The following is a 13,383-nucleotide window of genomic DNA, read 5'->3' as shown; positions in this document are numbered from 1 at the left end:
AACCGAGGAGCTCACGACCGGGCAAGCCACGTTCATTGCCTCCAGCACCGCAATGGGTTCTCCTGTGGTGCCTACGAGCGGTGCCCCGGTGCGGCCGGTCCTGTTACGGGCGTTCGTCCGTTTCCGCGCCATTGTCTCGGGTTTCGATAGCCTTCACGGACTTGTCGAGGGCCTGTCGCAGGACGCGTTTGCCGACGGTCCCGACCACGACTTCGAGGACCCGGCCCTTGAGGTTCTTGCCCTCGCGCACGATGACGACATCCAGATCGGTCTTTCCGTCGGGCCGCCGATTGAAGGTGTAGGTGTGCCCCGAGTGGCCGCCCCACACGTTCGAGTCGGTGGTCGTCATGACGACACGCTCAGGGTTCGACCAGTCATAGTGCAGGCGCTCCCAGATGCCGTGCGAGCCCTCCGTGACGTCGGCCTCACGGCGGCCCCGGTTGTGCACCTCGAGATATTCGTCGGCGCTGTTGCCGAACACCTGCGAGCGGCCGGGCCCGAAATCGGTGAGCGCCGCCACGAATTGCTCCGGTGTCGAGTTCGTCGTCTCCTTGAAATGGATGGTGGACATTGTTTGCTCCTTCGCGCTCTAGGGGTACGTGCAGGGTCGCGGTTTCGGGCCGCATCCGCGGCAGTTGAGCCCCTGCCGGCTCGCAGGCCCGTGTTGCTCCCGTCGGCATCGACGGCACCAGCTCGAAGCCAGGAGGTGAGAACGATCCGAGCGAGGACCTCCTTCGGGGTGTTCGACACGCCGTAGAGCACGCCGGCACCGGCCTACAGCACCGTTCGCCCGAAATGATCCGGACCGCATGATCGCCCTCGACGTGCGCGGTGTTCCTCTCAATGAAGCATGAGCTTCGGCCCCATGCCGACGCAAGGCTCGAGCGCGCTCGTGAACATGTCCGTCCGGCTCCGGCGCGGTCGATGTTCGCGGGTTTCGCTACACCGCTCTGAAGACCGCCGAGATCGCCACGATCCAAGGATGCGGCTCGAGGCGGTTGCCGCCCATTGCGCAACCGCACCGGGATCGCGACGGTGCGAGTCAGTCCCACCCCCGCCGGGCTCGGATGAACCGAACCGACCGAACCTTGGCAGGAATGCCGGCGGGCAGGTGGACCGAGCAAGACATAACAGCCCAGAAGGGACGACTTGGCGGTCGTCACCGGCGCCAACAGCGGCTCGGGTCCGAGGCAGTTGGGCCCGAAGTCCACGCCGCCGCCTCCGGCCTTCAATACTTGCTCATAGGCCGTCAGCACAGCGCATCGGGCAAGATCATCGGCATGGGGACGCAGAAGGAGCGCATGCTGCGCGGGGAGCTGTATCGGGACGACGATGCCGAACTGGTTGCCGAACGCCGTGCCTGTCAAGAGTTGCTGGACCGGTTCAACGCGACGCGAGCCGGGGAGGACGCGGAACGCCGCGAGATACTCGAGAAGCTGCTCGGCGCCATCGGTGCGGGCTCATGGATCATGCCGCGGTTCCGATGCGACTACGGTCATCTGATCAAGGTGGGCAGCAACAGTTTCTTGAACTACGACGCGATCGTGATGGACTGCGCCCCGGTGATCATCGGTGATGACGTGTCCATCGGACCGCGCGCCCAGCTGCTGACGGCCCTGCATCCGATGGACGACCATGAACTGCGTCGGAAGCGCTGGGAGACAGCGGCTCCCATCACCATCGGCGACAATGTATGGCTGGGCGGCGGTGTCATCGTCTGCCCCGGTGTCACGATCGGCGCGAACACGGTCGTCGGCGCCGGTAGCGTCGTGACGAAGGACCTGCCTGCGCAGGTCTTCGCCGCGGGGAATCCGTGCCGGGTCATCCGGAGTCTGTAACGCGTCGGGCTACGAGTGTGACTGGCAATAGTCGGCATTCGAGATCAAGACAGGCAACCGATCGCGAGAATTGAGTCATGTCGACAGGGATCGTTTCAACGTTGGTCACAGGACTGCTGCCACTACTCGGCGCAGGGCTCGGCGCATCGGCAACCGTTATGGTGCAACGGAGTTCGGCGCGGGCGGCGAAGCTCAAGTTCCTTGCGGAGAGTCGCCTTGCCGGCAGAGATGAGTTGAAGTCGGCGATCATCGACTACTTCGAGACGGCACAGCGACTGCAGGGAGAACTCGATGTCCGAGAGCGCGGAGGTACCCCTGCCGATCTGAAGCGACTGATCGAAAGCGTCTGGCTGGCAGAGAAGCGGGTCGAGCTCATCTGCTCGGACACTCTGCGAGACCGCGTCGTTGCTCATGCACGGGGATTGCACGACGCCGTTCGAGACCCCGCGACCTACCCCGACTGGTGGGCACATTGCTCGTCGCTCCAACGCGACCTCCTCGCAGAAGCAAAGGCAGAGCTGGTACCGAAGCACGATTGGTGAAGGCGTTCAGCAGACACGCCCACCTCGACCGAACGGCCACCGTTCGGGCCAACACTTGCCGGCTCCGGCGCGGAGGGGATGCAGGCGGTCCGGGCCGGGGTGTCAGGTCACGATGCGCAAGGGGTGTTCGAGCAGGTCTTTCAGCTGTTGCAGGAACTGCGCGGCCACGGCTCCGTCGATGGCGCGGTGGTCGGCGGACATGGTGACTCGCAGGATTCTGCGGGTCACGACCTGGCCATCGTCCAGGCGCAGTTCGTCGGTGGCCGCGCCGACGGCGAGAATGGCGGCTTCCGGTGGGTTGATGACGGCGGTGAAGTGCTCGATTCCGAACATCCCCAGGTTGGAGACGGTGAAGGTGCCGCCGCTCATCTCGTCGGTGCGCAGCTTGCGCTCGCGGGCGCGTTCGGCTTTGTCCCGACTTTCCGCGGCGATCTCGGACACGCTTTTGCGATCGGTGTTACGGAGCACCGGGACGAGTAGACCGGCGGGGGTCGCAACGGCGATCCCGAGGTGAATCCCACGGTGCCGCAACAGTTTGTCTCCCGCGAAGGAGACGTTGACCGAGGGGTTGGTCCGCAGCGCCACGGCGACGGCCTTGATCAGCAGGTCGTTCACGCTGACCTTCCCCGCTCCGGTTTGCGCCAGCGTCGCGTTGACCTGCGCGCGGAAGCCGAACAGCTCGGTCACATCGATGGCGGTGGTCAAGTAGATGTGCGGGGCCTGCTGTTTGCTCTCGGTGAGCCGCGCTGCCGAGACCCGTTGAATGGTGGTCAGGGGGATCTCCTCGTAGTCGCCCTGGGCCGGAACCGGAGAGGAGGATCCCGACGACGAAGCGGAGGTGATTTCCGTGTGCGAATCGAGTTCGGCTGCTTGACGGGCGGATTCGATGTCCTTCCGAATTACGCGTCCGCCCGGGCCGGTGCCTACCACCGTGGCGATGTCGACCCCGAACTCGGCGGCGATCTTGCGTGCCAGCGGCGAGGCCTTCTTCCGGTCCCGCGTTCCGGCGGAATCGTCGGCGGCGGGTTGGGTGGCAGTGGCAGCCGGGACCGCGACGGCGCCATTCCCGGGAGCCGGTGCAGCGGCCGACATCGCCCGCTCGACGGGCGCAGGAGTGCTCCGGTCCGAGCCTGTCACCACGGTTGCGCTGCCGTCGCCGATGAGGCCGATCGGAGTACCTATAGGCACCCGCGCGCCCTCTCCGGCGAGGATTTGTTCGAGAACGCCGTCGTCGTACGCCTCGAGCTCCATGAGGGCCTTGTCGGTTTCGATCTCGGCGAGGACTTCCCCTCGTTCGACCGGATCGCCCACCTGTTTCAGCCAGGAGACGATGACACCGTCCTCCATGGTGTCGGAGAGGCGGGGCATGGTGATTTCGGGCATGGATGCGTCCTCAGGGTTTCAGCGTCGTTTGCCGACTGCCGCGAGAGTTTCCACCGCGGCGGTGTACAACGAATCGGCCGACGGCAGGGCGAGCCGTTCGAGCGGCTTGGCGTATGGGAGCGGTACCTCGGCCATGGCCACCCGGCGAACCGGGGCGTCCAGATAGTCGAAGGCGCCGTCGGAGATGGAGGCGGCGACCTCGGCGCCGATTCCGTAGGTGAGCCAGTCGTCCTCGCCGATCACGGCGCAGCCGGTCTTGCGGACGGAGTCGACGAGGGTGGCGCGGTCCAGGGGACGAAGGCTGCGCAAGTCGATGACCTCGGCCGAGAAGCCCTCGGCGGCGAGTCGTTCGGCGACCTCGGCGCAAATCGTGGCCATCCGGGAGTAGCCGATCAGCGTGATGTCGGAGCCGCTCCTCGTGACCGCGGCCTTTCCGATGTGTGCGGCCGGAAGATTCTCCGGCACTTCGCCTTTGGTGTTGTAGAGCGACAGATTCTCCAGAAAGAGCACCGGATCGTCGTCCTCGATCGCGGCCTTGAGCAGCGCTCGCGCATCGGCCGGAGTGCTCGGTGCGACCACCTTCAGGCCCGGCACGAACGCGTAGTACAGCTCGATGTTCTGCGAATGCGTCGCGCCCAGTTGCTGGCCGCCGCCGCCCGGGGTGCGGATGACCATGGGCACGCTGGTCTGCCCTCCGAACATGCCGTAGATCTTCGCGGCGTGGTTGACGATCTGATCCAGCGCCAGCAGCGAGAAGTTGATCGTCATGATCTCGACGACCGGACGCAGGCCGAGCATGGCGGCTCCGATGGCCGCGCCGACGAAGCCCTCTTCGGCGATGGGCGTGTCGCGCACCCGCTTCTCACCGAATTCGGCCAGCAGGCCCGCGGTGATCTTGTAGGAGCCTTCGAAGACGCCGATCTCCTCCCCGATCAGGAAGACATCGTCGTCGCGGCGCATTTCCTCGCGGAGGGTTTCGCGCAGCGCTTCCCGATAGGTCATGACAGCCACGGTGATGTCCTTAACTGGTGAAGAGCGGATCGGCGGGCAGGCGGCGCGAGTCGCCCGCCACGGGCGTCGCGTAGTTGTAGTCGAACAGGCTCGACGCCTGCGGATGCGGACTGGCCTCGGCGAATTCGACCGCGGCGGCCACCGTTGCGGTCACCTCGGCTTCGAGCGCGGCCACGGTCCGGTCGCTCAGCACACCGGCGGCGAGCAGCGCGTCGCGCCAGCGGACGATGGGATCGTTGCTCCGGGCGGCCGAAACGTCCTCTTGGGTACGGTATTTCGCCGGATCGACCACGGAATGGCCCTTGAGGCGGTGACTGACCGCCTCGAGCAGCGCGGGCTTCCGCTCGCGCCGGGCGGTTTCGATCAGTTCGGCAGCCATATCGCGGACGGCCAGCACGTCGGTGCCGTCGACACGCTCACCGCGCATGCGGTAGGCGGCCGCGCGCTTCCACAGATCCGGCTCGGCGGAGGAGCGTTCGACCGTGGTGCCCATTCCGGTCTGATTGTTGATCACCAGGAACACCACCGGCAGGCTCCACAGCGCCGCGATGTTCAGCGACTCGTGGAACGCGCCGATGTTGGTCGTGCCCTCACCCATCTGGCACACCACCACGTCGTCGTCGCCGCGGTAGTCGATGGCCAGCGCCGCGCCGACGGCCAACGGCACCTGGCCGCCCACGATGGCGTAACCGCCCAGCAGGCGGGTCGCGGTGTCGTACATGTGCATGGAACCACCCCAGCCCTTGGACGTGCCGGTGGAGCGGCCGTAGAGTTCCGCCATGACCCGGCCGGGCTCGATGCCTTTGGCCAGCGCGTAGCCGTGCTCGCGGTAATTGGTGAACAGATAGTCGGTCGGGCGCATGGCCGCGCCGAGCCCGACCACGGTGGCCTCCTCGCCCAGGTTCAGGTGGCAGTAGCCGCCGATCGCGGCCTGCTGATAGCTCTGCGCGGTGCGCTCTTCGAACCGGCGCACGAAGAGCATGTCGCGGTAGAGCCCGCGCAGACGGTCGGGATCCTCCGCGGCGATGCGCGCGTCTACCGCGACGGTCGCCGCGGCGTCGATCCTGGTCTGCGCGGCCGCGTCGTCGCCGATCCCGTGGTCCGCGGCGACCGGCTCGGATGTGCGTGCGGCCGCGGACCGCGTCGTCTTGCGACTGGCTTTGCGGGGTGAAGTGCTGGTGGTCACGGCAGGGCTCCTCAACGCTTGCGGGGCGCGATGTGCACGGGCAATCCGAGTCCGGCCATGGCCGCCTCCATGCCGATCTCGCCGAAGGTGGGGTGGGCGTGGATGGTGTCGGCGAGCTCGTCCAGAGTCGCCTCCAGCGAGATGGCCAGTGCGCCCTCGGTGATCAGGTCGCCGGCAGACGGGCCGATGATGTGCACGCCGAGCACTTCCCGATAACGCTGTCCGGCAACGATTTTGACGAATCCCTCGGTCTCGCCGAATGTCTTGGCCCTGCCCAGCGCCGCGAACGGGAAGCGCGCGGTGACGACGTCGTGCCCGGCGGCGCGGGCCTTCGCCTCGGTGAGCCCGACACCGGCGATCTCCGGGTGGGTGAAGGTGGCGGCCGGGATCACGGTGTAGTCGATGCGCGCCGAGTGCCCGGCGATCACGTCCGCGGCGGTGAGCCCCTGATGCGAGGCGACGTGCGCCAGCAAGGCACGCCCGGTCACGTCGCCGATGGCGTAGACGTGCTCGACGCCGGTGCGCAGTTGCTCATCGACGGGGATGAAGCCCCGTGCGTCGGTGTCGATTCCCGCGATGTCCAAGCCGAGCTCGGCGGTGTTCGGTCGGCGTCCGACGCCCACCAGCACCACGTCCGCGTCGACTTCCCGCGCGTGCCTGCCGGAGACGGTCACCCGCAGCGCGTCGTTGAGCGCGATGGCTTCGACCGTCGAGCCGGTGAGCACCGTGATGCCGCGCTTGGTGAACGACCGCCCCAGAGCGGCTCCCACGTCGGCGTCCTCCAGCGGGACCAGAGTGTCCTGCACTTCGACGATGGTCACCTGGCTGCCGAAACTCGCGAACAGGCTGGCCCATTCCGCGCCGACCGCGCTGCCGCCGATGACGACGAGGCGTTCGGGCACCTCGGTCAGCCCGAACGCGCCGTCGGAGGTGATGACACCCGGCAGGTCCGCGCCCGGAATCGCCAGCCGCGCAGGCACCGATCCGGTCGCGATGATCACGTCGTTCGCGCTGATCGCGCGGGTGGCGGTGGCGGTCGGCGCGGCGGCGTAGCGGGGCCCGCCGGGAAAGACCGGCGATCGGCCCGTCTCGAACACTTCGACGCCGGTCGGCGCGGTGAAGCGCGCGTGCCCCTCGATCACCGTCACATCGTTCGCGGCGAGCAAGCTCGCCACACCGTCGGTGAGTTCCTTGACGATGTTGTCCTTACGCTGCCGCACCGCGGCGAAGTCATAGCGCACATTGTCGGCATGGATGCCGAAATCGGCTGCGGCATCGAGGGTCTGGAAGATCTCGGCGGACCGCAGCATCGCTTTGGTCGGAATACAGCCCCAATTGAGGCAGACCCCGCCCGGGCGCTCCTTCTCCACCAAGCCCACCCGCAGGCCGCGTTGCGCCGCGCGGATGGCGGCGACATACCCGCCAGGGCCGCCGCCGACCACCAGTAGATCGAAATCCGGCACTCGTGGTGCTCCTCGTCCTCGATGAATCCGATCCACCGCCGGTTGGGGGTGGATCATCGCTATCGAGTGTTGCGGTAGCGGAGTGCACAGACAATCACCGCGAAGCCCAGTAGTTCAGTTGCCTGATTGGGCGCTGAGCCCAATCAGGTGGGATGCTCGGCGACTGGCTCAGGCTCCGTCCGATGGCCGGGCGAGGTCGAGCGCGGCCAGGGACAGTGACAGTTCCACATAGTCGCGCCGGCCTTCGAGCGGGCGGCCGAGCAGGGTCGAGATGCGGTGCAGCCGATTGATGACGGTGTTGCGGTGGCAGTGCAGTCCTACCGCGGCGTGAGCCGCCGAGCAGTTGTGCGCCAACCAGGCCGCCAGTGTGTCCAGCAGAGTCGCGCGCTCGGCGGCAGGCAGCGCCAGTACCGGGCCGAGCGTGTGCGTGACCAGCATGTCGGTCAGGTCGGTCGAGCGCATGAGCAGCGCCTGCTGGAAACGCTGATGCAGCGGAACCAGCCCCGTCGCGTCCGGGGGCAAGGTCTGCAGCGTCAGGAGCGCCCAGCCGTGCGCGGTGCCGACCTGCGCCAGTCCACTGACTGCCGGCGAGGCACCGGCTCGTCCGCGGATATGCGGTTCGATGCGGCCCAACACCGAGGCGACGTCGTGGCGCTCGACCGCGATCAGCCCGACCGTCGAGTCGACACGATCGTGCCACACCGAACGGATACCGACCGCTGCCAACGCCGTCTCCGTGCCGGTGTGCACGGCCTCGCCTGCACCACAGGCGACGACGACGAGATAGGCGCTGCTGCCCGGAAGGTTCAACTCCCGTGCCGCGCGCGCGGCGAAGGTGCTGTCGTTGGCTCGGCCTGCGAGCAGGTCCTCGATCAGGGCGTGCCGACGACGTTCGTCGCTGCGCAGCTGCTCGAGTTCGGTATTCCGGTAGGAGGTGACCAGCGACGAGGACAGCCCGTCGATCACCGCCCACAGCGCGGTGCCCGCCGCGCGAATCTCACCGGGAGCCAGTTCGTCCGCCTTGTCGAGCAACACCTCCCACACGATCCGGCCGCCGAGCCGGAAGGTGCGCAGCATGGCTTCCAGCGGCACGCCCTGTTCGGCACGGCGGCGACCGATGGACGCGGCGACCTCGTCGTCGAACGCTGTCGTCGGAGCACCCAACAGGTCGAGGATGCGGGTCACATACCGGCGGCAGCCATTGATCAGATCGGCGCGGGCAACCGTGGAGTAGTCGGTCCATTCGGGGTTGTCGGTGAAGATCTCCGATATCAGCCGGTCGGTCAGAGCCGGAATCTCCGCACGACAGGCGGCCACCAACTCCTGCGTGCACGAGTCCGGAATCGACTTCTTCGATTTCGACATGTCGCTCGAGGTCCTTCTCATCGGCCGTGCCACGACTGTGTGAGCGGCTGCGCACCACCGTATAACCGTCGGCAGGTCGCATCGACATCGCTATCACGCAACGTCAACGAAGATCACGTCTCGCGGGTCGGCACCGACCATGCCGCACTCCGCGTGAAACTCACGCCGGTGGGTAGCCCACGAGCGTGACCGAACCCGGAAACCAGAACGCACCCGAACTCGGCGACCAGACCGATACTTCCCACCCCGACGACCTGGATCTCGAAACCCGCGACCTCCCGGAGAACCAGGACGTGAACGAGGACGCGGGCGCCGTCGAACCGCCCGACTGAGCACGGTTTCACCTACGGCGGCTGGGGAATTCCAGCCGCATGGGTATCACCGTCGCCGTCACCGGGCCGACCGGCGAGATCGGCATCTCCGCAGTCACCGCACTGGAGCACGACCCGGCGGTGGACCGGATCGTCGGGATGGCCCGCCGACCGTTCGACCCCACCGCGCACGGCTGGACCAAGACCGAGTACCGGCGCGGCGACATCCTCGACCGAGCGGCCGTGGACGCGCTGGTCGCGGACGCCGACGTGGTGATCCACCTCGCGTTCGTGATCATGGGCTCGCGAGAGGAAAGCGCGCGAGTGAATCTCGCGGGCACCCGCAATGTCTTCGAGGCGACCGCGGCTTCCGAGCGGGCCCGCCGCCTCGTCTACACGTCTTCGGTCGCCGCCTACGGCTACCACCCGGAGAATCCCTCGCCCATTACCGAGGACGTACCGCCTGAGGGTTCGCCCGAGCACTACTACTCCGAGCAGAAGGCCGCGTGCGAAGCGGCGCTCGCCGAGATCACCACCGGCTCCGACCTCGAGGTGTTCGTGCTGCGGCCGTGCATCGTGGCCGGCCCGAAAGCACCCGCCCTGCACGACCTTCCGTGGGAGAAACTCCCCCGCCCGCTGCGTACGCTTGCTCGGTCGAATCCGCTGTTCAAACCGGTGGTCCCCGACCCAGGGCACCCGCTGCAACTCGTCCACCACGACGACGTGGCCGCCGCCATCGCGCTGGCCGCTACCGCGGACGCGCCGCCCGGCGCCTACAACATCGCGGGCGACGGCACCCTCAGCCTGTCCGACGTGGTCGCCGCGCTGGGCGGCAGGCCGGTGCGCGTCCCCGCGGTCGCCGCCACCGCCGCATCCGCGGCTCTCGCCCGTCTCCCCTTCGTGCCCGCCACGCTCGAGTGGCTGCACATCGTCCGCACCCCCGTCGTCATGGACACCAACCGCGCCAAGCGGCACCTCGGCTGGAAACCGGCGCACACCTCCGCCGAGACCCTCGCAGCGCTCGCCGCCGCCCGCTGAACCGCCCGACCGGCGCGACTGGTCGTGGTGGGCAGCCGCAGCGGAATCGCCGGCAGGGTGCCGGGTCGATCAGCGTCGCGTCGCCGCCGCCGGCCGAATGCCCGGTCATCGTCAGCGCGCTGGCGCGGCCGCTACATGGTGATGGCGATATTGCCTCTGGCGTGATGTGCCAGCATGTGGGCAACCGCGTGGGCGGCTTCGGTGAGCGGGTAGGACTTCTCGATGATCACCTTGACGTCGCCGGATACCAGCAGGGCGGCGAGATCGCCGAGGTTCTCGCGGGTGGGCAGACAGGTGGCGGTGCGGACGTCGGTCGGGCCCCAGCGCATCGCCATCGCTCGCGCGATTCTCGGCAGGCTGCCGAACAGCCCGTGGGCGAGTCCGACGCTGTTGGGGATGAAAGTTCCTCCCGCTGACAGCAGTTCGGCATTCGTGGCGGGCGGGTGGTTCAACACGTTGTCGAGGATCACGTCGTAGCGTTGGGTGCCGCGCGTGTAGTCCGTGCGGGTGTAGTCGACGATCTCGTCGGCGCCGAGCGATTGGACGAACTCGACATTGCGGGTGCTGCACACGCCGGTGACGTGCGCGCCGAGCGTCTTGGCGATCTGTACCGCGAATGTCCCCACACCGCCGGACGCGCCGTTGATCAGCACGCGCTTGCCCGGCCCGGCCCGGCCCACGTCTCGTATCGCGAGCAGCGCCGTGACGCCCGACATGACCGCTGCCGCTGCCTCTTCGAAGGACAGCGACGCGGGTTTGGTGATCAGCTGGGACGCCGGCGCCACGGTGTATTCGGCGAACGTGCCGACCGACGACTTCACGCCGTTGTTCCACAGCGAACCGAACACCTCGTCGCCCGGCCGGAAGTCGGTCACGTTCTCGCCGACGGTCTGCACGATTCCGGCGACGTCGCTCCCCCGCACCGGCGTGGACGGTCCCGCGATCCCGAATTGCAGCCGCAGGAGGTACGGGATTCCGGTCACCGCCAGCCAGTCCGGGGTGTTCACGCTGGTGGCCCGCATCCGAATCAGGACGTCATCGTCGCCGGGGGCGGGTCGGGCGATGTCGTCGAGTGCGAGTACCTGTTCGGGTGGGCCGTAGCCGCGTTGGACGATCGCCCGCATCGTGGGGCTCCGATCGCCGCCGGATGCGTCGGGTGTGATCGCGTTCGCCCATGTCGACATGGTGTCCTCCTCGGAGGTCGGAGCGGGGCCGCCAGTGCTGACGGCATGACGCAATCTTTGCGACCGGCCCGGTGCACCACATCGGACGAGCGGCTCGATCTGTGCCGTCCGTTGGGCCGGACGCCGCTAGGACTTTCGGCCGATGCGCTCCGACGGTCAGCGCTTGACGCGGTGGGTCTCGTAGGCCCAGATGACGATCTCGACGCGGTTGCGTGCGCCGAGTTTGGCCATCAGGCTCGCGATGTGGGTCTTGACCGTGCTGAGGCTGATGTGCAGCTCCGCGGCGATCTCGTGGTTGGTGCGCCCGCGTGCGACGACGGCCAGGATCTGCTCCTCGCGTTCGGTGAGCGCGGTGGCCGGCTGGACCGGCGACGCGGCGGGACCGGCACCGGCGAAGGCGGTGAGCAGGCGCGCGGTGACAGTCGGGGCGATGAGCGCGTCGCCGCGGGCGGCGGCATGGACGGCCTGGGTGAGCATCGCGGTGCCGGCCTCCTTCAACAGGAATCCGCGAGCGCCTGCCCGCAGCGCCGCGTAGACGTACTCGTCGAGGTCGAAGGTGGTGATGACGACGACGGCGAGGGGGTCCTCGACGGTCGGCCCGGCCAGACGGCGAGTGGCTTCGATGCCGTCGACGCGCGGCATCCGGATATCGAACAGGCACACGTCGGGGCGCAGGTCGCGGGCCAGCTCGACGGCCTGTTCCCCGTCGGCTGCCGCGCCGACGACCTCGATGCCCGGTTGGGCGTCGAGGATCATCACCAGTCCGGTGCGGACGATCTCCTGGTCGTCGGCGACGACCACGCGCAGGTTCGTGTCCACCGGTTCGCCCGGTCTCATGTCGCCGCGCCTTCACGGGGCAGCACTGCCGTCACGGTCCATCCCCGGCCGGGGTTCGGGCCCGCCGCACAGGTGCCGCCGAGCAGGTCGGCACGCTCGATCATGCCGACCAGCCCGTAGCCCGGCGAGACGGTCGAGCGGGCTGGACCGCCGTCTCCGTCGTCACGCACGAGCAGCCGCACCGCCCTGTCGTCGGCGGTGACCCGGACTTCGACGCGGGTGGCGTTTCGCGCGTGCCGCACGGCATTGGTGACCGACTCCTGGGCCAGGCGGTAGATCGCGGTGCCGAGGGTCGCGGGCAGATCGGTGACATCACCGCTGATCTCGACGTCGACGGACAGTCCGGTGCCGGTGGCCTCGGCCAATCGGTTCAGCTCGGTGATGCCGGGGCTGGGGGCGCGGTCCTCTTCCGCGAGCGGCCGGTTTCGCCGGAGCACGCGCACGATGGCGCGCATCTCGGCGAGCGTGCTCGCGGCCTCCGCCTCGATCAGGCGCAGGGCATCGACGGCGGCGCCGGGTGTGGACTGCTCGGTCGCCAGACCGGCCTGGGCCCGAATCGCCATGGCCGACACATGATGCGCGACGGTGTCGTGCAGATCGCGTGCCAGTCGTTCGCGTTCGATCAGCTTGACCTGCTCGAGTTCACGCGCCTTCGCCCGAGCCCGGTACCGGAACGCCAGGCCCAGCGCGACGGCCGAGGACAGAACGACGAACGCACCGGCGGCATCGGAAACCGGCAGACCGCTGGCGAGCACAGCGAGGCCCGCGGTCGCGAAGACGATCACCGATCCCGCCACGATGTCACGTCCGGATCCCCACCGGAACAACGCGTACGGCAGCAGCAACATCACGGCCAGCGCGTCGATGCCCGACTGTTCGCCCCCCAGCAGCACGGTCGTCGCGGCCGAACCGACGAAGGCGATACCGGTCATCAGCAGCGGTCTGCTCCGCCGCCACAACAGCGTGGGCATGATCGCGACCGCGACGAGCACCCAGACGATCCGATGCGGAACATCTTGCCGCACCGCGCCTTCGAGCATCGCGAGCCCCACGAACACGCCCACCAGCGCCCAGTCCCGCCACGACCGCCGCGGTGGGTCGGGCGCGTGGGGTTCGTACCATACCGAGCGGAGGAGGTGGCGCACGCCTCAATGATCGCATCGGACACGATGAAGGAAGCCGGTCGAGCCTTGGGTTCGGCCAGCTCAGGGGCTCCTCGGTCGGA

Annotated in this window: 13 protein-coding genes; 4 read left to right on the top strand and 9 right to left on the bottom strand. The window is 68.1% G+C overall.

Annotated elements, in window-relative coordinates; all coding sequences use genetic code 11:
* Positions 1–103: 103 nt before the first annotated feature.
* The gene (locus tag IU450_RS24490) at positions 104–571 is read right to left on the bottom strand and encodes a hypothetical protein (protein WP_195152085.1); all 468 of its coding nucleotides are present in this window, start codon (positions 569–571) and stop codon (positions 104–106) included.
* Between the two features lie 709 nt (positions 572–1,280).
* Between IU450_RS24490 and IU450_RS24485 the strand changes: the two genes are divergently transcribed.
* Positions 1,281–1,838, top strand: a complete 558-nt coding sequence (locus IU450_RS24485) for a sugar O-acetyltransferase (RefSeq protein WP_195152084.1) — start codon at positions 1,281–1,283, stop codon at positions 1,836–1,838.
* A gap of 77 nt (positions 1,839–1,915) precedes the next feature.
* Entirely contained in the window at positions 1,916–2,380 is a 465-nt protein-coding gene (locus IU450_RS24480; protein WP_195152083.1) for a hypothetical protein, read from the top strand.
* A gap of 102 nt (positions 2,381–2,482) precedes the next feature.
* Here IU450_RS24480 and IU450_RS24475 read toward each other — a convergent pair whose 3' ends face one another.
* The 5 genes from IU450_RS24475 to IU450_RS24455 form a co-directional block, all read right to left on the bottom strand.
* On the bottom strand, positions 2,483–3,763 hold the full coding sequence (locus tag IU450_RS24475; protein WP_195152082.1) for a dihydrolipoamide acetyltransferase family protein: 1,281 nt from the start codon (positions 3,761–3,763) through the stop codon (positions 2,483–2,485).
* Positions 3,764–3,781: 18 nt separating this feature from the next.
* Positions 3,782–4,765, bottom strand: coding sequence for an alpha-ketoacid dehydrogenase subunit beta (locus IU450_RS24470; RefSeq protein WP_228835031.1), 984 nt, complete (start codon positions 4,763–4,765; stop codon positions 3,782–3,784).
* Between the two features lie 19 nt (positions 4,766–4,784).
* The gene (pdhA, locus tag IU450_RS24465) at positions 4,785–5,960 is read right to left on the bottom strand and encodes a pyruvate dehydrogenase (acetyl-transferring) E1 component subunit alpha (RefSeq protein WP_324197801.1); all 1,176 of its coding nucleotides are present in this window, start codon (positions 5,958–5,960) and stop codon (positions 4,785–4,787) included.
* 11 nt (positions 5,961–5,971) lie between these two features.
* Positions 5,972–7,423: a dihydrolipoyl dehydrogenase gene (gene lpdA, locus IU450_RS24460; protein ID WP_195152080.1), complete on the bottom strand. Its 1,452-nt coding sequence runs from the start codon at positions 7,421–7,423 to the stop codon at positions 5,972–5,974.
* A 168-nt stretch (positions 7,424–7,591) separates the two neighbouring features.
* The gene (locus IU450_RS24455) at positions 7,592–8,788 is read right to left on the bottom strand and encodes a PucR family transcriptional regulator (RefSeq protein ID WP_195152079.1); all 1,197 of its coding nucleotides are present in this window, start codon (positions 8,786–8,788) and stop codon (positions 7,592–7,594) included.
* A gap of 185 nt (positions 8,789–8,973) precedes the next feature.
* On the opposite strand from IU450_RS24455, the gene IU450_RS24450 reads away from it, so the two are divergent.
* Positions 8,974–9,120, top strand: coding sequence for a hypothetical protein (locus IU450_RS24450; protein WP_195152078.1), 147 nt, complete (start codon positions 8,974–8,976; stop codon positions 9,118–9,120).
* A 39-nt stretch (positions 9,121–9,159) separates the two neighbouring features.
* Positions 9,160–10,137, top strand: a complete 978-nt coding sequence (locus IU450_RS24445) for an NAD-dependent epimerase/dehydratase family protein (RefSeq protein WP_195152077.1) — start codon at positions 9,160–9,162, stop codon at positions 10,135–10,137.
* Positions 10,138–10,268: 131 nt separating this feature from the next.
* Here IU450_RS24445 and IU450_RS24440 read toward each other — a convergent pair whose 3' ends face one another.
* The 3 genes from IU450_RS24440 to IU450_RS39940 all read right to left on the bottom strand — a co-directional run bounded on the left by IU450_RS24440 (position 10,269) and on the right by IU450_RS39940 (position 13,303).
* Complete coding sequence (locus IU450_RS24440; protein ID WP_228835029.1) at positions 10,269–11,321, bottom strand: NAD(P)-dependent alcohol dehydrogenase; 1,053 nt, start codon at positions 11,319–11,321, stop codon at positions 10,269–10,271.
* Positions 11,322–11,477: 156 nt separating this feature from the next.
* Positions 11,478–12,158: a response regulator gene (locus IU450_RS24435; protein ID WP_195152076.1), complete on the bottom strand. Its 681-nt coding sequence runs from the start codon at positions 12,156–12,158 to the stop codon at positions 11,478–11,480.
* Complete coding sequence (locus IU450_RS39940; protein ID WP_195152075.1) at positions 12,155–13,303, bottom strand: histidine kinase; 1,149 nt, start codon at positions 13,301–13,303, stop codon at positions 12,155–12,157. The genes IU450_RS24435 and IU450_RS39940 overlap by 4 nt, the downstream gene beginning before the upstream one ends.
* Positions 13,304–13,383 lie beyond the last annotated feature (80 nt).

This window comes from Nocardia abscessus (assembly GCF_015477775.1).
Lineage (GTDB): Bacteria > Actinomycetota > Actinomycetes > Mycobacteriales > Mycobacteriaceae > Nocardia > Nocardia abscessus_A.
The sequence above is the reverse complement of the archived record's forward strand: the minus strand, read 5'-3'. Positions and strand labels throughout refer to the sequence as shown.